The sequence below is a fragment of the Variovorax sp. SPNA7 genome, assembly GCF_033807855.1.
GTDB lineage: Bacteria > Pseudomonadota > Gammaproteobacteria > Burkholderiales > Burkholderiaceae_C > Variovorax > Variovorax beijingensis.
The window spans coordinates 3,606,305-3,627,787 of the sequence record NZ_CP138513.1 but is presented as its reverse complement, the minus strand read 5'-3'; the positions used below and the strand labels follow the sequence as shown (position 1 = coordinate 3,627,787).

Here is a 21,483-nt window from a genome sequence, read left to right as displayed (position 1 = left end):
AGAAAAAACCAATGAAATCCTTCGCCAATCGCCGCACTTTCCTGCTCGCCGCCTCCGCCTTGCCCTTGGCCAGCGCCTGTACCGCATGGTCCGCCAAGGGGCCGCAGGCCGCCACGTTTTCGAAGGCCGAAGCGCAGCTCGCAGCCCTCGAACGCTCCGTGGGCGGGCGGCTCGGCCTGGTGGCCTTCGACACCGCCACCGGCGCGCGCGTGCAGCACCGCGCCACCGAGCGCTTTCCGATGTGCAGCACCTTCAAGATGATGGCGTCCGCCGCCATCCTCGCGCGCAGCACCCGCGAGCCCGGCCTGCTGGAGCGGCGCGTGAGCTACGCGAGGAGCGACATTCTTCCCAACTCGCCCATCACCGAGAAGCACCTGGGGCAGGGCATGACGGTTTCCGCGCTGTGCGCCGCCACCATCCAGTACAGCGACAACGCCGCGGCCAACCTGCTGATGAAGATTCTCGGCGGCCCCTCCGCGGTGACAGAATTCGCGCGCTCCATCGGCGACCCGGTCTTCAGGCTCGACCGCTGGGAGACCGAGCTCAACAGCGCCATTCCGGGCGATCCGCGCGACACCACCTCGCCCGAGGCCATGGCCGCGAGCCTGCAGCGGCTGGTGCTGGGCGACGGGCTCGGTGCGGCGCAGCGCAGCCAGCTCGAGGCCTGGCTGCTGGGCAACACCACCGGCGCCACGCGCATCCGCGCGGGCGTGCCGGCCGACTGGAAGGTGGGCGACAAGACCGGCGCCGGCTCCTACGGCACCGTGAACGACATCGCCGTGCTGTGGCCGCCGGCCGGCGCGCCGCTGGTGATGGCGGTCTACCTGACCTTCCCCAAGCCCGATGCGCCGGGCCGCAACGACGTCATCGCGTCGGCGGCGCGCATCGCGGCGGATGCGCTGCGGGGCTGAGCCGCCCCGCGTTCGCTGGGCTCACTCTTCGCTCGTCCACTCCACCTGCGCGCCCAGGCTGCGCAGGTTCTCGGCGAAGCGCGGGTGGGCCCGGCGGATCGGCGCGGCGTTGCGGATCTCGGAGCGGCCTTCGATGCTTGCCGCCACCATGAAGAGCGCGATCGCCACGCGGATGATGTAGGGACTCTCGACCACGGCCGGCGTCAGCGGGCTGCCGCCGAAGCTGATGAGCCGGTGCGGGTCCGAGGAGAACACGTGGGCGCCGAACTTCGACAGCTCGCCGGTCCATCCCAGCGCGCCGTCATACACCTTGTTCCAGAACATCGCATTGCCCTGGGCGCGCACGCCCAGCGCAATGAAGATCGGAAGCAGGTCGACCGGAAAGTACGGCCACGGCGCCGCTTCCACCTTGGTGAGCACGTTGCTGGTGAAAGGCGTCTGCACCTTGAGCGGGCCGTTGCTGCTGGCGCGCGACCAGCCGTCTGCGTGCGTGACCGTCACGCCGAACTTGTCGAAGGTGCGGTCGATCAGCGGAAAGTTCTCGGGCGCGCTGTTGCGCACGACCACGTCGCCGCCCGTGATGGCACCCAGCGCAAGGAAGGTGGTGATCTCGTGGAAGTCCTCGTCGAAGCGGAATTCCCCGCCGCCCAGCGTGCCGCCGCCGTGCACCGTGAGCCGCGAGGTGCCGATGCCCTCGATGCGCACGCCGAGCATCGCCATGAAACGGCAGAACTCCTGCACATGCGGCTCGGAGGCGGCATTGGTGAGCGTGGAGCTGCCGTGGGCCGCGGCCGCGCACAGCACGAAGTTCTCGGTGGTGGTGACGGAGGCGTAGTCGAGCCAATGCTGCGCGGGCACGAGCGGTCCGGCGCAGCGCACCAGCAGCGAGCCGCTGGCGCGTTCGACCTCGCCGCCGAAACGCCGGAACACGTCGACGTGCGGATCGATCTCGCGCACGCCGAGCGTACAGCCCTTGACGTTGTCTTCGAGCCGCGCAATGCCGAAGCGCGCGAGCAGCGGCGGCACCAGCATGATCGACGAGCGCATTTCCTCGGGCAGCCGGTCGCGCGTGGCATCGAACGCCGTGTCGCGGTGGTGCAGCTCGAGCGTGCCGGTGGCGTGGTCCATGCGCGCCTCGCTGCCCAGGCTGCGGAAGATGTCGAGGATCTTGCGCACATCGGTGATGTCGGGCACGCCGTGCAGGCGCAGCGGCTCGCGCGTAAGCAGCGTGGCGCACAGCACCGGCAGCACGGCATTCTTGTTGGCGGAAGGTGTGATGCGGCCACGAAGCGGCGTGCCGCCGTGCACGATGAGGCTGGACATGAAGGAAGAGCGCGGCCGGCTTATCCGTTCAGCTGCTCGGCCACTTCGCGGCGGCCGAGGCCCCGCACGGCGGCCAGGCCTTCGAGCTGGGCCTTGCGCGGCCTGGCCTTGCCTTGCTCCCACTTGTAGATGGTCTGGCCGGTCACGCCCACCAGCTTGCCGTAGGCGGCCGCCGAGAGGCCGAGCTTGCCGCGGTGCGCGGCCAGCCGGCTGGCACTGAATCGCCGGTGCGGGCCCGACTCGGCGGCTTCGTCGGCATCGCCTGCGGGAGCGGCGCGTGCCACGGTCTTGGTGGCGCGGCGCAGTTCCTTCTCCAGCTTTTCGACCTGCCGGCGCAATGCGGCGATCGAGGCGCGGTGGAGCGCGGAGGCTTTTCTGAGCGTTTCGATCTCCGTGCGAACTTCCTTGCGGGCGACACGGGAAATCTCGGATTTCAGGATGGAGGCGATATTTGGCATGGGGCGCATTGTGCACATCCCACGACGCGAAACCCCGCGAGAGGTGGTAACAGGCGCTTACGGTGGGGCTGCTCGCCCGCGGCTGCGCATCACAGCACGAACCAGCCCACGGCCACGAAGTGGCTCGTGGTGCCCGCGAGCACGAACAGGTGCCAGGTGCCGTGCGCATGCCGGAAGCCCCGCCGGTTGCGATAGAACACCGTGCCCGCGGTGTAGAGCACGCCGCCGGCCAGCAGCCACGCAAGCCCGCCGCTGTCTAGCCGCGCGGCCAGCGGCACCGCGGCCAGCACGCCGAGCCAGCCCATGGCGATGTAGAGCGCCAGCGGCGGCTTCGACGCCTCGCTGCCTGCCTGCAGCAACTCGCGCCCGATGCCGAAGAAGGCCGCGCCCCACACGGCGGCCATCAGCAGCCAGCCCCAGAGCCCGTGCAGCGTGACCAGCGCGAACGGCGTGTAGGTGCCCGCGATCAGGAGGTAGATGGCGCAGTGGTCCACGCGCTCCCAGAAGCGCTTGCGCGGCCCGCGCGTGCTGTGGAACAGGGTGGACGCCGCATACAGCACCACCGCCGAGAGCGAGAACACCAGCGCGCCGGCAATCCGCGCGGCGTCGCCGGAGGGCAGGGTCTTGGCAAGCAGCAGCGCGGTGGCCGCGAGTGCGAGCACCAGGCCCAGCAGATGGCTGTATCCGTTGAGCCGTTCGCCGGGGTACATCGCGTGGAGTGGTGTGCAGTCTGAGGAGAGGGGCGGCAAGGGCCTGCGGATGCTAGGTGCGCCGCGTGACTGCGCGGTGACCACCGCGGGCGGGGCCACCTTGCCGGTGCCTATGCAGCCGCACCGCCGAAGCGCTCCGCATAGAGCTGCGCGATCCAGTCGATGAACACCCGCACGCGCGGCGAGAGCTGGCGGTGGTGCGGGTACAGCACCGAATAGACCATCGGCGGGCAGGGCGTGTGCTGCAGGATCTCGACCAGCGAGCCCTCGCGCAACTGGCTCTCCACGCTGAAGCGCGGCACTTGGATGATGCCGCAGCCCTGTTCGGCGCAGGTCTTGTAGAGATCGGCGTTGTTGACGCTGATCCAGTCCTTCAGCATGCAGGTCTCGAGCTTGCCGTCCACCATGAACTCGTACGGAAACACCTCGGGCCGCGAGGCCGAGAAGAAATTGACCGCCAGGTGCCGGGCCAGGTCGGATGGCTGCGTGGGCGTGCCGTAGGCGGCCAGGTAGCCCGGGCTCGCGCAGGTCACTTGCGGCAGCAGCGCCAGGCGGCGCGTGACCAGCGACGAATCCTTGGGTTCGCCCGCGCGCACCACGCAGTCGACGCCTTCGCGCACCAGGTCCACCAGCCGGTCGCCGCTGCCCACGACCAGCTCGATGTGCGGATAGCGCGAATGGAACTCCTGGATGCGCGGCAGCACGATCGCCTGGGCGGGCGCGCCGTGGATGTCGATGCGCAGGCGCCCGCGCGGATTGACCGCCAGTTCCGCCAGCGAAGACTCGGCCTCCTCGAGCTCGCGCAGCAGGTGACGGCAGCGCTCATAGAAGGCCTGGCCGTCGACGGTTGTGCGCACCTGGCGCGTCGTGCGCTCCAGCAGCCGCACGTGCAGCCTGGCCTCCAGTTCCTTGATGGCATGCGTGGCCGTGGCGCGCGGAATGTCGAGTGCGGCCGCGGCCTGGGTGAAGCTGCCCAGATCGACGATGCGGGTGAACAGCTGCATGGCGTCGAAGCGGTCCATGGGTCTTCTCGATTGTTGAGGCTCCTTGAATTGTATTGGCGAGATTTGCGTATTTATTCGCGCGGGGAGAACAGAGAGACTTTCTCTCGCGCCATCTTTTCGGCGCTTCCCGCAACCCCTTCGACCCAGGAGCGATCCCCATGCAACTGATCTTTCCACGGCTGCGCAGCCTCTATGACCGGCTGGAGCCGCTGAGCCATGCGCTGCTGCGCATCGCGTTCGGCCTGATGCTCATGACCCACGGCATCCCCAAGCTGCTGGGCCGCAGCCACGGCAGCATGGCCGATCCGATGGCCGGCTCGGTCAACCTGATCGCCAACGTGCTGCACCTGCCGGCCGCACCGCTGATCGGCTGGTTCATCGCGCTGCTCGAAGGCGTCGGCGGGCTGATGCTGGCACTGGGTTTCCTGACCCGCATCGTCGCGCCGATGGTGGTGGTGCAGATGCTGGTCATCAGCTACCTGCTGGCACCCACCTTCCCCTGGATCGATCGCGGCTACGAGTACCCGCTGATGCTGGTCTTCGTCGCGCTGTGCATCGCGGCGCGCGGCAGCGGCCCCGTGTCGGTCGATGCGCGCCTCGGCCGCGAATTCTGAAGAAGCAAGAAAAAAGGAAAGCCCCATGAGCCACCTCTCCCTGCAGAACGCGGCAGGCCCGTTGCCTGCCGTCAACCGACGCATGTTCATGATGACCACGGCAGCCAGCGCGGGCGCCGCGGCTTCGGCCGGCGCCGGTGCGGCCGCGGACGCCGGCAGCGCGGTATCCGGCCTCGGCACGGGCGCGCGGGAGACCCGCGTCACCATCAACGGCAGGCTCCACGAACTGAAGCTGGAGCCGCGCGCCTCGCTGCTCGACGTGCTGCGCGAACAGCTCGGCCTGACCGGCGCCAAGAAGGGCTGCGACCACGGCCAGTGCGGCGCCTGCACGGTGCACGTGGACGGCCGTCGCGTGGCCTCGTGCCTCACGCTGGCGGTGAAGACCGACGGCTGCGCCGTGACCACCATCGAGGGCATCGAGTCGCCCGACGGCACGCTGCATCCGATGCAGCAGGCTTTTGTCGACCATGACGCGCTGCAGTGCGGCTATTGCACGCCCGGCCAGATCATGGCGGCCATTGCCTGCGTGCGCGAAGGCCATGCCACCAGCGACGCGCAGATCCGCGAATACATGAGCGGCAACATCTGCCGATGCGGCGCGTACGCCGGCATCCTCGAAGCGATCCGCGAGGCCGCGCCGCATGTGCGTCGCATGGACGGCCGCATGGAGGGCAGCCGCCATGCATGACTTCGCCTACCTGCGTCCGCGCAGCACCGGCGAAGCCGTGCAGCTGCTCGCACAGAACCAGCCCGGCGCGCGCTACTTCGCGGGCGGCACCACGCTGTTCGACCTGATGAAGCTCGGCGTGGAGGCACCGGCCACGGTGATCGACATCACCCGCATCGAAGGCCTGCGCGACGTCGACGCAGCAAGCCGTGGCGAGTTGCGCATCGGCGCCCTCGCGGCCATGAGCGACGTGGCCGACAACGCCGTGGTGCAGCGCGAATTCCCGGCCCTGTCGGAGGCGCTCTGGAAGGCCGCCTCGCAGCAACTGCGCAACATGGCAACGGTGGGCGGCAACCTGCTGCAGCGCACGCGCTGCGCCTACTTTCGCGGCGGGCCCGAATTCGCCTGCAACAAGCGCGTGCCCGGCAGCGGGTGTGCGGCGATGGGCGGCCAGAACCGCGGCCATGCGGTGCTGGGCGGCAGCGATGCCTGCGTGGCCGTCTATCCCGGCGACTGGGCCGTTGCATTGGTGGCCTTCGATGCGCTGGTCGACACCGTCAGCCCGCGCGGCGAGCGCACGCTGCCGGTGCGCGAACTGCACCGCGCACCGGGCGCCACGCCGCACCTGGAAACGGTGCTCGCGGCCGACGAGCTGATCGTGCGCATCCGCGTGCCGCGCGGGGCGATCGGGCGGGGCTCCACGTACCACAAGATCCGCGACCGCGAGTCCTACGCCTTTGCGCTCGCCTCGGCGGCTGTGGCCCTGGAGCTCAGGAGCAACCGCGTGGCCGACGCGCGCATCGCACTTGGCGGCGTGGCAACGCATCCGTGGCGCGCGGCCGAGGCCGAGCGCAGCCTGGTCGGCCAGCCGTTCACGCGTGCGGCCGCGCGGCGCGCCGCCGAGCTTGCCTTCGAGGGCGCGAAGCCGCTCGCGCACAACGCGTTCAAGGTGGCGCTCGGCATCGAAACGGTGACCGATGCGCTGATGCTGGCCAGGGAAAGGAGCTGAAGATGGCAACGAGCCTCAAGACAGTGATGGCGAAGCGCACGCCTCGCGCGGGTGCCGAGCGCGTCGACGCGCGCGACAAGGTGCGCGGCGCCACGCGCTATGCGGCGGACGATGCGCGCGCCGGGCTGCTGCATGCCGTGCTGGTGCCGTCGCGCATTGCGCGCGGCAGCGTCACCGCCATCGACACCGCGGCGGCGCAGCGCGTGCGCGGCGTTCGCACGGTGTTCACGCACGAGAACATCGGCAGCTTCGACACCGGTGGCTTCCTGATGGGCGGCGGCTTCGGCTTCCAGAGCTTCTATCCGCTGCGCTCGCCGCAGGTCGCCTACCGCGGCCAGACCGTGGCCATGGTGGTGGCCGACACGCCCGAGGCAGCGCGCGAGGCCGCGGCGCTGGTGGCCGTGACCTATGCCGCCGTTCCTTTCGTGGCGACCATCGATGCACCCGATGCCCAGCCGCAGGCGCAATCGGCCCTGCTGCCGCAGCCCATGTTCGCCGACCGCCGCGCGGGCGATGCCGAGGCTGCGCTCCAGGGCGCGGTCTTCACGGTGGACGCGGCGTACGAGTTGCCGGTCCAGCACCAGAACCCGATGGAGATCATCGCGACCGTGGCCGAGTGGAGCGCCGACGGCCTGCTCACCATCCACGAGCCGACCCAGAATGCCGAAAGCGTGCGCCACGGCCTGGCAAAGCAGCTCGGCATCGAGCCGGCCAGGGTGCGCGTGCTGTCGCCCACGGTGGGCGGCGGTTTCGGCCAGAAGAATTCGCTGCAGTCGCACACCGCACTGGTGGCACTTGCGGCGCGTGCGCTGGGCCGGCCGGTCAAGCTCGTGCTGTCGCGCAGCCAGCTGTTCCACAACGCGAGCTTCAGGCCGGCGAGCCGCCATCGCGTGCGGCTGGGCGCCGACCGCGGCGGCAAGCTGGTCGCCGCCATCCATGAGATCGACCAGCAGACCTCGCGCCACGACCTCTTTCCGTCGAGTGGCACCGAGATCACTTCGCGGCTCTACGGCATCGGCAATTTCCTCGGCCGAGAGCGGCTCGTGCGCACCGACGTGCAGACGCCCGGCTACATGCGCGCGCCGTTCGAGCATCCGGCCGCCTTCGCATTCGAAAGCGCGGTGGACGAGATGGCTTACGCACTGGGCCGCAACCCGGTCGCGTTCCGCCTGGCGAACGATGCGGCGGTCGACCCGCTCAGCGGCAAGCCCTTTTCGTCGCGCCACCTGGCCGAGTGCCTCGCCAAGGGAAGCAGCGCCTTCGGCTGGGCGCGCCGCACGATGGCGCCGCGCTCGATGCGTGCGCCCGACGGCAGCTTCATCGGTTGGGGCGTGGCGGTTGGTGCCTACAAGGCGGCCATTGCACCGGCCATTGCCAAGGTGCGGCTCGATGCGAACGGCACGGTGCGGGTGGCGGTCGGCGGCCACGAGATGGGGCAGGGCATCCGCACCGCCATTGCATTGACGGTGGCGCGCGTGCTTGGCGCGCCGGTGGCCGCGGTGGAGATCCTGGTCGGCGACACCACCGCCGCGCCGCAGCACCTGACCGCCGGCTCCTGGGGCACGGCCACCGCGTTGCCGCCGGTGCAGGAAGCCGCGCAGCGGCTCATGGAGGACCTGCGGCAGAACGCGGGCGCGCAAGCTGGCGCGAACGGCGCCACGGCCGTGGCGCTGCTGCGGGCTTCCGGCCGCTCCTTTGCCGAGGCCGAGAGCCGGATGCGCGCGCCGGGCCAGCCCGAGCAGGTCTTCGGCCGGCTCACGGGCGGCCTGCCCGCCGCGGCGGGGCCGGTGTATCCGGACTTCGTCGCCTTCAGCTTCATCGCGCACTTTGTCGAGGTGCGCATCGAACCCACCACGCGGCGCATCCGCGTGCCGCGCGTGCTCAGCGTGGCCGACTGCGGCACGGTGGCCAGCCTGCGCACCGCGCGCAGCCAGGTCGAAGGCGGCGTGGTGTGGGGCATTGGGGCCGCATTGCGCGAGGCGAGCGAGGTGGATGCGCGCTACGGCGGCTTCCTCAACGCGGACCTGGCGGAATACGTGCTGCCCGTGGCGGCGGACATCGGCCGCATCGATGTCGACTTCGTCGGCAAGCCCGACATGCGGCTCAATTCCATGGGCGTGAAAGGCCTGGGCGAAGTGGCGATGGTGGGTGTGGCGCCCGCCATCGTGAATGCGGTGTTCCATGCCACCGGCAAGCGCCTGCGCCGGCTGCCGCTGCGGCTGGAGGACCTGCTCGAAAGCTAGGCCCGAAGGCTATCTGCCGGTGCCGAACGAGTTGACGTGCACCTCGACGATGTCCACGAACTCCGGCAGCTCGAGCAGGAACTCGGCATCGCGCGCCAGCGGCGCCACGCGCAGCGGATCGCCGCGCTGCGCGTGCATCGCGTGCATGTGCTCGATCGATTGCCAGTAGGAGACGGTCCTGAATTCGGCGGTGTCGCCGTTCAGCTTGCGAAAGTACTGCACGCCCAGGCATTCGGGCTTCTTCGCGATCTCCTGGATGCCGTGCTCGAAGCTGTAGCGCAGGTATTCGTCGGCCCGCGCAATCGGCGTGCGGCCTTGCCACACGCGTCCGATCAAGGGGGTGGCGAGCAGTTTGCATTCGACGGCCATGGGTGCTCCTTTTTCGATGAAGACAAAAAGACGAACGGCACCCCGCGTGCCATCGATGTCCTCGAAAAAAAGAGTGGGGCGTGCGGCAGCGCCGGCGCGTAGGAATCGGTCGCCTCCGCCTGCAAGCGAAGGCAGGAGCGGCGCTCAGGGTTCGAAGGCGCCCTGCAGCGTGCGCGCGAGATCGGCCGCGAGCGCGTCGCGCTGCGGCGCGGGGCGCCAGAAGCCGCGCGTGGCCAGGCCCGCCGATTCCCATTCGGGATGGCTGCGCGCGGGCCGCACCGCGCGCACGGCGGCGGCCGTGGCGCGCGTCGGCGCGTCCTGCGTCGCGCTCGTTTCGGCCGCGATGCGCCCGGTGGCCGCATGCCCGCGCTGCTCCAATGCGCGCGTGAGCTTCAACTGCCATGCCACCAGCGCAAACAGTACGCCGTCCTCCACCGTGAGCTCGTGCACGTTGCGCAGCCGGTTCGCCAGCTTGCGCCCGAACGGGCCCCAGCCCTGCGACACCGCGCCGCCGATGGCGCCGCCCACCGCCGCGCCCGTGCCCAGCGAAATGCCGGCCACCGCCAGGTCCGCCACCACGCCCACGGCCGCGCCGATGGCGGCACCCTTGCCGAGCCGCAGGCCCGCGTCCTTCATGGCTTCGGGGCTGAAGAAGTCCAGCGTCCAGCGGCCTTCGATGAGCGGCAGCGGCGCCTCGCCCGCATCGTCCTGGCGAAAGCCGTAGAGCGCGAGCAGGTCGTCGGTGCAGCGCTGCGCCTTGTCGAACACCTCCTTCTGCAAGGCCGCGACGAAGGCCTTGCGGCGCGCCGTGTCGGCGAACTCTTCGGCCGGCACCGTGCGGCGCAGCGCCGCGGCGTCGACCAGCAGTTCGGCGATGCGCGCGCAGGCCGCACGGCGGCGTTCGGCGGCTTCGGCGGCGAGCGAATCCGCCACCGCGCGCAATTGCTCGCGCCGGTCGCGCAGCAGTGTCGACAGGTCGCCGTAGAGCTCGCGCTCGGCCCCCACGAAGGGTGCTGCGGCATCGAAGCGCACCTGCACGTGCAGGCCGTAGGCCGAGAGCAGCTCCTTCCAGTCGGTCTCGCGGCTGGCCGCATCGCGCACGAAGTTGAGCACCGGCAGCACCGGCCGCGCGCAGGAGTTGAGCAGCTCGATCTCGTCGCGGAACTTGGGCAGCACCGGCTCGCGCACATCGATCACGAGAAAGGCTGCATCGATGTCCTGCATGGTGCGCAGCACCTTGGCTTCCTGCTCGAACACGCCGTGCGCCTCGGGGCCCTGCAAGAACAGGCGGATGCGCTCGGGCGGCGTGGCCTGTGCATCAGCAAGGCCGGCCAGGTGCTCGCGCAGCGCCACCGCATCCTCCAGGCCCGGCGTGTCGAAGAAGCGCACCGCGGCCTGGCCGTTCACGTCCAGATCGACCGATTCGACATGGCGCGTGGTGCCGGGCCGCTGCGACACCTCGCCGAAATTGGCGCGCCGCGTCAGCGTGCGCAGCAGCGAGGTCTTGCCCGCGTTGGTGTGGCCGACCACGGCGATGCGGATGGCTTGCGTCATGAGGCGACCCCCAGGCCTTGCAATGCGTCTTCGAGCCGGGGCGTGGCCGCGATGCGCTGCAGGCCGGTGCCCTGCAGCCAGTCGATCCAGCGTTGCGATGCGTTGGTGTCGGGCGTGTCCTTGGCGGCCGAGGCCAGCCAGAGCCGGCATTCGCCGCAATGGGCCAGCACTTCGCGCAGGAAGCGTTCGGTGCCGCGGTCGGGGCTCGATGCGGCGTGGCACACCAGCAGCACGGCGCGCGGAGGGGCCGCTGCCAGCCGGTCGAGCAGCGCGCGGCGCGCGGGCGCGCTGCCGTCGATGCGCTGCAGCTGGGCCGGGGTGATGGCGGCGGGCAGTCCCTCGGGCGGCCACGGCGTATCCGCGGGCAGCTCGAAGCCGATGACGAACAGCTCGTCCCGCAACTGCGATGGCGCCAGGCCCGCAGGCGCCGCGCCCGGCGCGCGCCCCGGATCGGCATCGACGATGGCGGGCGGTGCGAGTGCGGCGAAGCGAGCCGCGAGCTTGCGGTAGTAGGGCTCGCTCCAGTCGGGCCGCAGCGCCGTGCGGCGCCGCTGCCACACCACTGCGCTCAGCAGCACCAGCGCCAGGCGCGGCAGCAGCCCGTACACCACGATGCAGCCGGTCAGCCACAGCGCCCAGTTGCGCTGGCCCGCGGCGCCGGGAGAAGCAGAGCGCACGGTCGCGGCATCGGGAACCGGAAAGCCGATTTGCGACGGTGCCCAGCCCAGCACCTGCACGGCGTCCACGAAGAAGGCCGGATCGAGGATCGTCGTCTCCCAGCTCAGCGTGTAGCTGCGGAACGCCAGCGCAAACAGCAGCGCGGCCAGCACCACCGCGAACGAGAGCGACCAGATGCCGTGGCTCACCAGCCCCAGCGCCCAGGGCAGCAGCCTGGCGCGCGCGAGCAGCCCGGTGGCGGCCCGCACCAGCACCGGCGCCTGGCCGCGCTTGCCGCCGGCCACGCGCGCGGTGAGCGAGAGCCAGATCCAGCCGAGCGAGCTCGTGTTGAATGCCCCCAGCGGCAGCCACAGGCCGGCCAGCCAGAGCAGCAGCGTGAGCGCATGCAGGCCGAGCAGGCTCGCGAGCGCGACGGTCACGTTGATGTGCCGTTCGCCGCCGCCGACCACGTTGCCCGCGAGGCCCAGGCCGGCCATGACGATGAGCGCCACCAGCCCGAGCAGCACCCATGGCGCCCATTGGCGGGCGCGTGCCAGTTCGGATTGCAGCCCGATGCGCTCACCGAGCAACAGGGCGCGTGCGGTGATCCGTGCCGGTGCATCGGAAGCGCGGTGGAGGGCGGCGCGCAGGACCTCTGCATCATCGAGCGGACCTTTCTCCTCGGTCCATCGGATCGCTTCGGTGACGACCGCGTCCGGAAAGGCAGGTTCGCGCAACGCGGTGTTGGTCAACAGGGTCCCTTCGCAGCAAGTGGTGCCCCGCAAGTCGCAAGTGCCGGGGCGCGCGAATTATGCCCGGCGCGCTCCGGGCGACCCATGAGAAACGGGGCCGCGCGGACGGCCCCGTTCTTGTTCAGCAGGCGAGTCGAAAACGCGTGCCCGGTTTCAGCGCAGGCCGAAGAACGAAAGCACGGCCACGACCACGACGACCAGACCGACGATGTAGATGATGGAATTCACGCGAGGACTCCTCGTTGTTGACGACAGCTTCAGCATCGCGCCCGGGGTGTCGGGCTGCTGTCGGCGAGTGGCGGCCCGTGCTGTAGGACTCGCCAAGGCCCGGCCGACCGCATGCGCCGTGCCGGCGCGCCTCAGGCGGCCGGCTTGCGGCGGGGCTCGGAGCCCAGCGCCTGCTCGAGCAGCCAGAGCATCGCCGAGCGGACGTCCTGCGCGTCGGCGCCGGCATCGATCTCGAGCGCGGCCCGGTCGAAGGCGGCCGAGAGCAGCCGGGCGAGCGCATCGAGCGGCACCTCTGCCTTGCCGGCCCTGGCCCTTTCCAGCCCCTGGCGCAGCGAGTTCGCCGAGGTGGCCGCGTCGATGGCCATGACTTCCGCAAGGCCCAGCACGGCGGGACCCTCGATCAGCAGCAGCCGCGTGCGGCCCGGAACGGTCATGGCGTCCAGGTAGGCCTTGCTGCCCTCGACCAGCGCCTCGCGCGGCGTGAGCTGCCCGGGCGCGGCCGCCTCGATGCCGGCCGCCACGGCCTCGGCCTCGCGCACCAGCACCTGCCTGAACAGGTCGCGCTTGTCCACGAAGTGGTGGTACAGCGCGCCGCGCGTGATGCCGGCGGCCGCTGCAATCTCGGGCGTCGAGGTGTCGCCGTAACCCTTGCTGACAAAAAGGCCGCGCGCCGCCTCGACCAAGGCGAGCCGGGTGGTTTCCGTGCGTTCACGGTTGGTCCTGGAAGGAGGGGTGGCGGCGGTCTTGGTCATTTACATACAGGCTGTCTGTAGATTAATATGGAGACTTACATGCAGTCTGTATGTTAATTGAAAGGACCGATGCCATGAAAGTGACGAGCTACTACCCGGTGATCATGACCAGCGACGTGGCCGCCACGGCCCGCTTCTACCAGTCGCACTTCGGCTTTGTGCCGCTGTTCGCGAGCGACTGGTACGTGCATCTGCAGCTCGAAGGCGAGCCCTCGGTCAACCTGGCGGTGCTGGACGGCCGGCACGAGACGATTCCCGCCGCCGCGCGCGGGCAGGTGGCGGGCGGCCTGCTGCTCAATTTCGAGGTGGACGACCCCGACGCGGTGCACGACCGCCTCGCGGCCGCGGGCCTGCCGATCCTGCTGCCGCTGCGCGACGAAGACTTCGGCCAGCGCCACTTCATCACCAGCGATCCGAACGGCGTGCTGATCGACATCGTCAAGCCGATCCCGCCGAGCGCGGAGTTCGCCAGGCTCTACGAGGCCGGCGCGCTTCCGGGCTGAGACGGCGCGGCGCGGCTCAGGCGCGCAGGGCTTCTTCTTCCTCGTCGAGATCGTCGCCCAGGAAGCCGCCGCTCTGGTGCGCCCACAGCCGCGCGTAGAGCCCGCCCTGCGCCATCAGCGTGCGGTGGTCGCCTTCTTCCACCACGCGGCCTTCGTCGAGCACGATCAGCCGGTCCATCGCCGCGATGGTCGACAGCCGGTGCGCGATGGCGATCACGGTCTTGCCTTCCATCAGCCGGTAGAGGCTCTGCTGGATGGCGGCCTCCACCTCGGAGTCGAGCGCGCTGGTGGCCTCGTCGAGCAGCAGGATCGGCGCGTCCTTGAGCATCACGCGCGCAATGGCCACGCGCTGGCGCTGGCCGCCCGACAGCTTCACGCCGCGCTCGCCCACATGCGCCTCGTAGCCGCGCCGGCCGCTGGCGTCGCCCAGCGTCTGGATGAAGTCGTGCGCCTCGGCGCGGCGCGCGGCGGCTTCGATCTGGGCCGGCGTGGCATCGGGCCGGCCGTAGGCGATGTTGTCGGCCACCGAGCGGTGCATCAGCGAGGTGTCCTGCGTGACCATGCCGATGTGGCTGCGCAGCGAATCCTGCGTCACATGGGCAATGTCCTGCCCGTCGACCAGGATGCGGCCGCTCTCCAGGTCATGGAAGCGCAGCAGCAGGTTGACCAGCGTCGACTTGCCCGCGCCCGAGCGGCCGACCAGGCCGATCTTCTCGCCCGGCCGCACCACCAGGTTCAGGTCGTCGATGACGCGGCGGCCCGCATCCGCATAGCGGAAGCTCGCGTGCTCGAAGCGCACCTCGCCGCGCGGCACCTCGAGCACGCCGGCATCGGGCGCATCGAGCACGGTGCGCGGGCGCGACAGCGTCTTCATGCCGTCCTGCACGGTGCCGATGTTCTCGAACAGGCTGGTCATCTCCCACATGATCCAGTGCGACATGCCCTGCAGGCGCAGCGCCATCGCGGTGGCCGCCGCCACCGCGCCCACGCCCACCGTGCCGTTCGACCAGAGCCACAGCGCGGTGCCGGCCATGCCCGCGGTCAGGCCCATGCTGAGCGTGTGGTTGACGATCTCGAAGGCGCTCACCAGCCGCATCTGGCCGTAGCCCGTGTACATGAATTCGCGCATCGCCTCGCGCGCGAAGCCGGCCTCGCGCTGGGTGTGCGAGAACAGCTTGACGGTGGCGATGTTGGTGTAGGCGTCGGTCACGCGCCCGGTCATCAGCGCGCGCGCGTCGGCCTGCGCCTTGCCGACCTTGCCCAGGCGCGGCACGAAGTACATCAGCGCACCCGCATAGAGCACCAGCCAGACGATGAAGGGCAGCACCAGCTGCACGTCGAGCACGGTCACCAGCACGATGATGGTCACCACGTACACGCCCATCGCCACCACCACGTCGGCCAGCACGAACAGGGTGTCGCGCACCGCCAGCGCGGTCTGCATCACCTTGGCCGTGATGCGGCCCGCGAACTCGTCCTGGTAGAACGCCATGCTCTGGCCCAGCATCACCCGGTGGAAGTTCCAGCGCAGGCGCATCGGCAGGTTCACCGCCAGCGTCTGGTGCTTGACGATGGTCTGCAGCGCGACCACGCCGATGCTGATCACCAGCAGCGCGGCCAGCCACGCCAGCGTGTTGCCGCGCTCGGCCCACAGCTGCGACGGCACCTGCCCGCCGAGCCAGTCGACGATGCGCCCGAGGATCGCGAACAGCAGCGCCTCGAAGCCCGAGATGGCCGCCGTGAGCGCCGCCATGGCGGCCATCTTGAGGCGCAGGCCCTGGGTGCAGGCCCACAGGAATGCGAAGAAGCCCGTCGGCGGAGGCGCCGGTTCGGCCGCGGGATAGGGATGGAGGAGTTTTTCGAAGAAACGGAACAAGGCGTGCGGTCTCCAGGGGAAGCCGCGACTTTAGCCCGGGGTGGCATGTCCTTGCCCCGAAAGGGTGCGTTTTGCCGCCGCGGGCGGCTGGCCGCCGAGCCGCTCGCCGAGAAAGTCGATGAAGCTGCGCAGCTTGGGCGCCATGTACTGGCGGCTGGTGTACACGGCAAACAGCGTGACCGGCGGCGAGGCGTGGTCGGGCAAGAGCCGCACCAGCCGGCCCGCGGCCAGGTCGTCGTCGACCAGCCATTCGGGCAGGAAGGCAATGCCCATGTCCGCGCGCACCGCATGCAGCGTGAGCGTGGTGTCGTCCGAGCGCAGCGCCGGCGTGAGCCGCAGCGGAAACATCCGCCCGCCCGGCCCCTTGAGCGAGAGGTTGTCGAGGTTCACGTAGCTCGGCACGATGGCGCCGAGCCGGCCCACGTCGGCCGGCAATGCGGGGTTGCCGCCCATGCGGCGCAGGTAGGCCGGCGTGCCCGCCAGGTGAAACGGCACGCGGCACAGCGGCCGCGCAATCAGCGCGGGGGAGGGCTCCTGCGTGGCGCGCAGCGCGAGGTCGTAGCCGTCGGCCGCGAGGTCGACCTTGCGGTTCTCCAGGTGGATGTCGACCAGCACTTCGGGAAAGCGCTCGCGGTAGTCGGCCAGCGCGCGCGCGAAGCGCGGCGTGGCACACCACACCGGCGCGCTCACCTTGAGCTGGCCGCGCGGCGCCTCGCTCTTCTGGCCGATGGCGGCTTCGGCGGCATCGAGCAGGTCGAGCGCGCGCCGGCTCTGCTCGTACCAGGCGGTGCCGGCCTCGGTCAGGCTCAGGTGGCGGCTCGATCGGTGCAGGAGCCGCGCGCCCAGGGATTTTTCGAGCTGCGCCACATGCTTGCTGGCCATGGGCGGAGACATCGACAGGCGCTCGGCCGCAGCCACGAAGCTGCCCGATTCGACGACCTCCCGGAACACGCGCAGGCTGGTCAGGCGGTCCATGGATGCTTTCCTCAGAAGAAATGAACCGATGCATCGTAGCCTGTCGATTTCCTGCTGGGAAATATCTACAGTCGATGCAACGCTTTCAAGGAGCATCGGCTTGACCCACGACAACACCACCTCGCGCCTGCCCACGTATTTCATCTCGCACGGCGGCGGCCCATGGCCGTGGATGAAGAAGGAAATGGGCCCGACCTACGACCAGCTGGCCGCCGCGCTGGCCGACATGCCGCGCCAGATCGGCCGCACGCCGGACGCCATCCTCATGGTGTCGGCGCATTGGGAGGCACCGGTCTTCACGGTGCAGGGCAACCCGCGCCCGCCGATGATCTACGACTACGGCGGCTTTCCCGCCCACACGTATGAAGTTCGCTACGACGCACCGGGTTCGCCCGAACTGGCGCGGCGCGTGCAGTCGCTGCTCGAGGCGGCCGGGCTGCCCGCGGCCATCGACGCCGAGCGCGGCTTCGACCACGGCATGTTCTCGCCCATGAAGGCGATGTACCCCGATGCCGGCGTGCCGGTGGTGCAGCTGTCGCTGCGCCGCGGGCTCGATCCGGCGGAGCACCTGGCGCTCGGCCGCGCGCTCGCGCCGCTGCGGGACGAGAACGTGCTCATCGTGGGCAGCGGCCTGAGCTATCACAACCTGCGCAACTTCGGCCCGCAGGCGCACGGCGCTTCCAAGGCCTTCGGCGACTGGCTCGACCACACGGCCGTGCAGTCGCCGCCGCAGGAACGCGTGCAGCGGCTCGCGGACTGGGCGGCGGCCCCTTCGGCGCGCGTCGCCCATCCAAGAGAAGAACACCTGATCCCGCTGATGGTGGCGGTCGGCGCGGCCGAGCAGGAGCCGGGCGAGCGCGTCTATCACGAAGAGGCCTTCATGGGCGGGCTGGTGGTGTCGAGCTACCGCTTCGGCGCCGCCGCCAGCTGAAAAGGCGGTGCGTTGGCAAAATCGGGTGATGCCTTCCATTCCCGATACTGATTTCAATACCGAAGCCCGCCTCTCGATCGAACGCATCGCCGCGATCGGTACGCGCCACGACGTGGTGCACGGCGGCGTCCGCGTCTGCTGGCGCCGCTTCGGCGCTGAAGAAAGCGCCCATGCGCCGCTGGTGCTGCTGCACGGCGGCCACGGCAGCTGGATGCACTGGCTGCGCAACGTCGAGGCGCTCTCGGCCGGGCGCACGCTGTGGCTGCCCGACATGCCCGGGTTCAACGATTCCGATGCGCCGCCGCGCGCCGTGCCCGGCGAAGATCCGCTCGGCCCGCTGCTCGATGCGCTGGGCGGATCGCTCGACCAGCTGATCGGCGCGGGCACGCCCATCGACCTGGGCGGCTTCTCCTTCGGCGGGCTCACCGCCGCGCGCTTCGCGGTGCGGCGCGGTGCCATCCGGCGCCTCGCGCTCGTGGGCAGCGGCGGCCACGGCACGATGCGGCGCATGGCGGTGGAGATGATCAACTGGCGCGCCGCGCCCAACCGCGAGCGGGAACGCGCCGCGCTGCTGCACAACCTGGCCGCGCTGATGCTGCACGACAAGGCCGCGATCGACCCGGTGGCCTTCGAGATCCACGACATCTCCTGCCACGGCACGCGCTTTCGCAGCAAGGACGTGTCGCAGGCGGGCGGCCTGCAGGCTGCGCTCGACACGCTCGGCGGGCCGCAGTTGCTGCTCTGGGGCGAATACGACGTCACCGCCGATCCGCGGCCGCTGGTGGCGCGGCTCACGGCCGGCCATCCGCAGCGCGAAGGCGTGGTGATCGACGGGGCAGGGCATTGGGCGCAGTACGAGCGCGCCGATGAATTCAACCGGCTGCTGCTGCGCTTCCTGGGCTGAGCTCCGGGGGCATTCATCGAATCTTAAAAAGCCTAAAGAGTTATTAAAGCCTCAGGGTCAGCATCCGGCGGCGAGGCGGCCATGCTGCTTCGAACCTTCGACTTTTCACCCTGAGGATCCTGATGAAGAAGCAAACCCGCTTTGCCGCCCGAGGCCCCCGTTTCCATGGCCGCTCGGCCTTCGCGGCAATCGCCGTGGCCGCCATCTCCGCCACCTGCATGCCACTCGCCCGGGCACAGTCCGACGAAGAGAAATTCCAGGCCGGGGGCTCCCAATGGGGCCTCGGTATCGCGGCCGGCATGGATCGCAAGCCCTACCGTGAATTCGACGACAAGGCGGTCGTCATCCCCATGGTCACCTACGAGAACCGATGGGTCAGCGTTGCGGGCCCGAGCCTCGACCTGAAGCTCCCTTCCGCTGGCCCGGTGTCGTTCCGGCTGCGCGCGCGCTACGCGTCCGACGGCTACGAGGCCGAAGACTCCCCGTACCTGATCGGCATGGACGAGCGCAAGGCCAGCATCTGGCTTGGAGGTGCCGCGATCTGGCGCAACGAATTCGCCAACTTGTCGGCCGAGCTGCTGGCCGACGCTTCCGGGCACAGCAAGGGCACCCGGTTCAAGCTGCAGGTCGACCGCCGCTTCACCTCGGGTGCCTTCAGCTTCACGCCGCGGCTCGCGCTGCATTGGGCCGACCGCAAGTATGTGGACTACTACTACGGCGTGCGCGCAGCGGAGTCCCGCTCGGACCGCGCCCGCTACGACGGCGACGCCGCCGCGAATGTCGAACTGGGCCTGCGCGTGGACTACGCGGTGGCGCCGAAGCAGACGATCTTTCTGGACCTCAGCGGCACCAGCCTCGGCAGCGGCATCAAGAACAGCCCGCTGGTCGGCCGATCGAGCCAGACCGGCGTGCGCGTCGGCTATCTCTACAGGTTCTGATCCGGCACTGCGACCATCACGGGCGGAAACAGCACGCGGATGCCGAGGCCGCGGCCGTCGAGCCCGGCACCGGTCTCGATGGCCGCGCGATGCACCTCGGCGATGCCCGCCACCAGCGACAGCCCGATGCCGCTGCCGCGCGACGGCGTGCCCGGCACGCGGTGAAAGCGCTTGAAGATCGCGGCGCGCTCCGCGGCCGGCACGCCGGGGCCGTCGTCGGCCACCTCGAGGTAGACGCGCCGCGCCGCGTCGGCTTCGGTGCTCGCCGCGTGGCCGCAGCTCACGCGCACGCGGCCGCCCTTGGGCGTGTAGCGCAGCGCGTTGTCCACCAGGTTGCGCAACAGGATGCCGATCTCGTCGATGTCGCAGCGGATGGTGCACGGCCGCGCGTCGAGCAGGATGGTGCGCGCGTGCTGGAGCGCATGCACGTCGAACTCGTTTGCCACGTGCATCACGAGCGCGCCCAGGTCGGCCGGCGCATGCTGCGGCGCATTGGCGCCCGCATTGAGGCGCGCCAGGTCGAGCAGCTGCTCCGACAGGCGCGTGCTGCGCTCGGCCACGGCGAGCAGCTTGGCGAGCGCCACGTCCTTCTCGGCCGCGGTGGGTGCGCGCAGCGCGATCTGGGCCTGCGCCTGCAGCGCCGAGAGCGGCGTGCGCAGCTCGTGCGCCGCATCGCCGATGAAGCGGCGCTCGCCCTCGACCGCCTCGTCGAGCTGCCGCAGCGCATGGTTGAACGACGCGACCAGCGGATGCAGTTCGCGCGGCAGCGGCGCCGGAGAGAGCGGCGTGAGGTCGAAGCTGCGCCGCTGGCGCATCTGCTCGCCCAGCGCCAGCACCGGCTTGAGCGAACGGCGCACCACGAACCACATCAGTGCGCCCACGAGCAGCAGCAACAGCGTGTTGATGACCAGCGCGGTCATCGCGTCCTCGCGCAGTTCGGCGTCCACCACGCTGTGCAGGTTGCCCACCTGCACGTGCACGCGGCCGGTCTTGTCCGAGACGGAATAGACGCGCCATCGCGCGCCCGCGATCACGCTGGTGGCCGCGCCGCCCGCGAAGCCGGGCCGCAGCGCGGTGTCGGGCGCGCCGGGCGAGCGCACGAGCAGGCGGTCGCCATCGAGCCAGATCTGGAACGCGAGCGCGTCGCCATCGGGCAGCGCCTCGTCGCGCAGCTGAAGGCCGTTGGCGCGCGGCCGCAGCCCCTTGAGCTTGTCCTCGCCGGGAATGGTCAGCAGGATGCGCGTGGCGATGGTCTGGAGCTTGTCGTCCCAGATGCTGTTCCTGTTGTGCGTGAGGTAGACAAACAGCACCGCGAGCGCCACCGCCCAGCACAGCGCGATGGTCGCGGCGATCACCATGATCATCCGCGCCTGCAGCGAGTTCAGCCTCATGGGCGCGGCTGGCCCACCACGTAGCCGTGCCCGTGCACGGTCCGGATCAGGTCGTCGCCGAGCTTGCGGCGCAGCTGGTGAATGAACACCGCGATGGTGTTGCTCTCGACCGCGCTCGCGCTGCCGTAGACGGCGTCCTGCAGATGGTCGCGCGTGACCACGTGGCCGGGCCGCTCGAGCAGTGCCAGCAAGGTGCGGTATTCGTGTGCGCTCAGCGTCACCTCGGCGCCGGCCTTCGACACCACGCGGCGGCTGCGGTCGACCTCGATGTCGCCATGCGAGAACACCGGGATCACACGGCCCTGGCTGCGCCGGATCACCGAGCGCACGCGCGCCCAGAGCTCGTCGAACTGGAAGGGCTTGACGATGTAGTCGTCGGCGCCTGCATCGAGCCCGTGGATGCGCTCGCTGAGCTGGCCGCGCGCGGTCAGCATCAGCACGGGCGTCGGGTCGTAGCGGCCGCGCATCGCGCGCAGCACCGAGAGCCCCGACTCGCCGGGCAGCCCGATGTCGAGCAGCACGGCGGCATAGGCATGGTCGATCAGCGCGAGCCGGGCCGCGGGCGCATCGCAGACATGGTCGATGGTCCAGCCGCCCTGGCGCGCGCCGTCGCACACCGCCTCTCCCAGCATGGCATCGTCTTCGACCAGGAGCAGGTGCATGGGGGGTGGGCGTGGGGTGGGGCGCGTGAAAAGCAGTGCGGATGATGCCCCA

21 protein-coding genes are annotated in these 21,483 nt (G+C 70.2%); 9 read left to right on the top strand and 12 right to left on the bottom strand.

The genetic code is table 11. The features are described 5' to 3' along the window. Positions 1-11 precede the first annotated feature (11 nt). Entirely contained in the window at positions 12-911 is a 900-nt protein-coding gene (gene bla, locus RZE77_RS16990) for a class A beta-lactamase (protein ID WP_319438462.1), read from the top strand. Positions 912-932: 21 nt separating this feature from the next. Here the strand turns inward: bla and RZE77_RS16985 are convergent, their stop codons facing one another. The 4 genes from RZE77_RS16985 to RZE77_RS16970 form a co-directional block, all read right to left on the bottom strand. Then, positions 933-2,234, bottom strand: a complete 1,302-nt coding sequence (locus RZE77_RS16985; protein WP_319438461.1) for a UDP-N-acetylglucosamine 1-carboxyvinyltransferase — start codon at positions 2,232-2,234, stop codon at positions 933-935. 20 nt (positions 2,235-2,254) lie between these two features. Further along, positions 2,255-2,692, bottom strand: a complete 438-nt coding sequence (locus tag RZE77_RS16980) for a helix-turn-helix domain-containing protein (protein WP_319438460.1) — start codon at positions 2,690-2,692, stop codon at positions 2,255-2,257. A gap of 89 nt (positions 2,693-2,781) precedes the next feature. After that, a complete protein-coding gene (gene trhA / locus RZE77_RS16975) occupies positions 2,782-3,402 on the bottom strand; it encodes a PAQR family membrane homeostasis protein TrhA (protein WP_319438459.1) in 621 nt (206 codons plus the stop codon). A gap of 110 nt (positions 3,403-3,512) precedes the next feature. Continuing rightward, entirely contained in the window at positions 3,513-4,424 is a 912-nt protein-coding gene (locus tag RZE77_RS16970; RefSeq protein ID WP_319438458.1) for a LysR family transcriptional regulator, read from the bottom strand. A 140-nt stretch (positions 4,425-4,564) separates the two neighbouring features. Between RZE77_RS16970 and RZE77_RS16965 the strand changes: the two genes are divergently transcribed. The 4 genes from RZE77_RS16965 to RZE77_RS16950 are packed head-to-tail and all read left to right on the top strand — an operon-like array spanning position 4,565 to position 8,939. Next, positions 4,565-5,020, top strand: a complete 456-nt coding sequence (locus RZE77_RS16965) for a DoxX family protein (protein ID WP_319426542.1) — start codon at positions 4,565-4,567, stop codon at positions 5,018-5,020. Between the two features lie 25 nt (positions 5,021-5,045). Then, positions 5,046-5,708 carry a (2Fe-2S)-binding protein gene (locus RZE77_RS16960; protein ID WP_319438457.1) on the top strand — a complete coding sequence of 221 codons (663 nt, stop codon included), beginning with the start codon at positions 5,046-5,048 and terminating at the stop codon, positions 5,706-5,708. After that, entirely contained in the window at positions 5,701-6,696 is a 996-nt protein-coding gene (locus RZE77_RS16955) for an FAD binding domain-containing protein (protein ID WP_319438456.1), read from the top strand. Before RZE77_RS16960 ends, RZE77_RS16955 begins: the two co-directional genes overlap by 8 nt. Before the next feature lie 2 nt (positions 6,697-6,698). Next, positions 6,699-8,939: a xanthine dehydrogenase family protein molybdopterin-binding subunit gene (locus RZE77_RS16950; protein WP_319438455.1), complete on the top strand. Its 2,241-nt coding sequence runs from the start codon at positions 6,699-6,701 to the stop codon at positions 8,937-8,939. Between the two features lie 9 nt (positions 8,940-8,948). Here RZE77_RS16950 and RZE77_RS16945 read toward each other — a convergent pair whose 3' ends face one another. The 4 genes from RZE77_RS16945 to RZE77_RS16930 form a co-directional block, all read right to left on the bottom strand. After that, on the bottom strand, positions 8,949-9,308 hold the full coding sequence (locus tag RZE77_RS16945; protein ID WP_319426538.1) for a hypothetical protein: 360 nt from the start codon (positions 9,306-9,308) through the stop codon (positions 8,949-8,951). A 144-nt stretch (positions 9,309-9,452) separates the two neighbouring features. After that, positions 9,453-10,862, bottom strand: coding sequence for a GTPase/DUF3482 domain-containing protein (locus RZE77_RS16940; RefSeq protein ID WP_319438454.1), 1,410 nt, complete (start codon positions 10,860-10,862; stop codon positions 9,453-9,455). Next, positions 10,859-12,271: a DUF2868 domain-containing protein gene (locus RZE77_RS16935; RefSeq protein ID WP_319438453.1), complete on the bottom strand. Its 1,413-nt coding sequence runs from the start codon at positions 12,269-12,271 to the stop codon at positions 10,859-10,861. Before RZE77_RS16935 ends, RZE77_RS16940 begins: the two co-directional genes overlap by 4 nt. Before the next feature lie 359 nt (positions 12,272-12,630). Next, positions 12,631-13,251, bottom strand: a complete 621-nt coding sequence (locus RZE77_RS16930; RefSeq protein ID WP_319438452.1) for a TetR/AcrR family transcriptional regulator — start codon at positions 13,249-13,251, stop codon at positions 12,631-12,633. Positions 13,252-13,325: 74 nt separating this feature from the next. Here RZE77_RS16930 and RZE77_RS16925 point away from each other — a divergent pair, with 74 nt between their 5' ends. Beyond that, on the top strand, positions 13,326-13,754 hold the full coding sequence (locus RZE77_RS16925; protein WP_319438451.1) for a VOC family protein: 429 nt from the start codon (positions 13,326-13,328) through the stop codon (positions 13,752-13,754). Positions 13,755-13,770: 16 nt separating this feature from the next. Here RZE77_RS16925 and RZE77_RS16920 read toward each other — a convergent pair whose 3' ends face one another. Both RZE77_RS16920 and RZE77_RS16915 read right to left on the bottom strand, forming a co-directional pair. Next, the gene (locus RZE77_RS16920) at positions 13,771-15,630 is read right to left on the bottom strand and encodes an ABC transporter ATP-binding protein (RefSeq protein WP_319438450.1); all 1,860 of its coding nucleotides are present in this window, start codon (positions 15,628-15,630) and stop codon (positions 13,771-13,773) included. A 30-nt stretch (positions 15,631-15,660) separates the two neighbouring features. Beyond that, positions 15,661-16,605 carry a LysR family transcriptional regulator gene (locus tag RZE77_RS16915; protein ID WP_319438449.1) on the bottom strand — a complete coding sequence of 315 codons (945 nt, stop codon included), beginning with the start codon at positions 16,603-16,605 and terminating at the stop codon, positions 15,661-15,663. Positions 16,606-16,705: 100 nt separating this feature from the next. Between RZE77_RS16915 and RZE77_RS16910 the strand changes: the two genes are divergently transcribed. From RZE77_RS16910 to RZE77_RS16900, 3 genes are all read left to right on the top strand, one after another. Continuing rightward, complete coding sequence (locus RZE77_RS16910) at positions 16,706-17,536, top strand: DODA-type extradiol aromatic ring-opening family dioxygenase (protein WP_319438448.1); 831 nt, start codon at positions 16,706-16,708, stop codon at positions 17,534-17,536. 28 nt (positions 17,537-17,564) lie between these two features. Further along, positions 17,565-18,440: an alpha/beta fold hydrolase gene (locus RZE77_RS16905; RefSeq protein WP_319438447.1), complete on the top strand. Its 876-nt coding sequence runs from the start codon at positions 17,565-17,567 to the stop codon at positions 18,438-18,440. A gap of 122 nt (positions 18,441-18,562) precedes the next feature. Beyond that, positions 18,563-19,378, top strand: a complete 816-nt coding sequence (locus RZE77_RS16900; protein ID WP_319438446.1) for a MipA/OmpV family protein — start codon at positions 18,563-18,565, stop codon at positions 19,376-19,378. On the opposite strand, the gene RZE77_RS16895 is transcribed toward RZE77_RS16900, so the two are convergent. Both RZE77_RS16895 and RZE77_RS16890 read right to left on the bottom strand, forming a co-directional pair. Beyond that, positions 19,366-20,769, bottom strand: a complete 1,404-nt coding sequence (locus tag RZE77_RS16895; RefSeq protein WP_319438445.1) for an ATP-binding protein — start codon at positions 20,767-20,769, stop codon at positions 19,366-19,368. The genes RZE77_RS16900 and RZE77_RS16895 overlap by 13 nt on opposite strands. Next, a complete protein-coding gene (locus RZE77_RS16890; RefSeq protein ID WP_319426527.1) occupies positions 20,766-21,431 on the bottom strand; it encodes a response regulator transcription factor in 666 nt (221 codons plus the stop codon). The genes RZE77_RS16895 and RZE77_RS16890 overlap by 4 nt, the downstream gene beginning before the upstream one ends. Positions 21,432-21,483 lie beyond the last annotated feature (52 nt).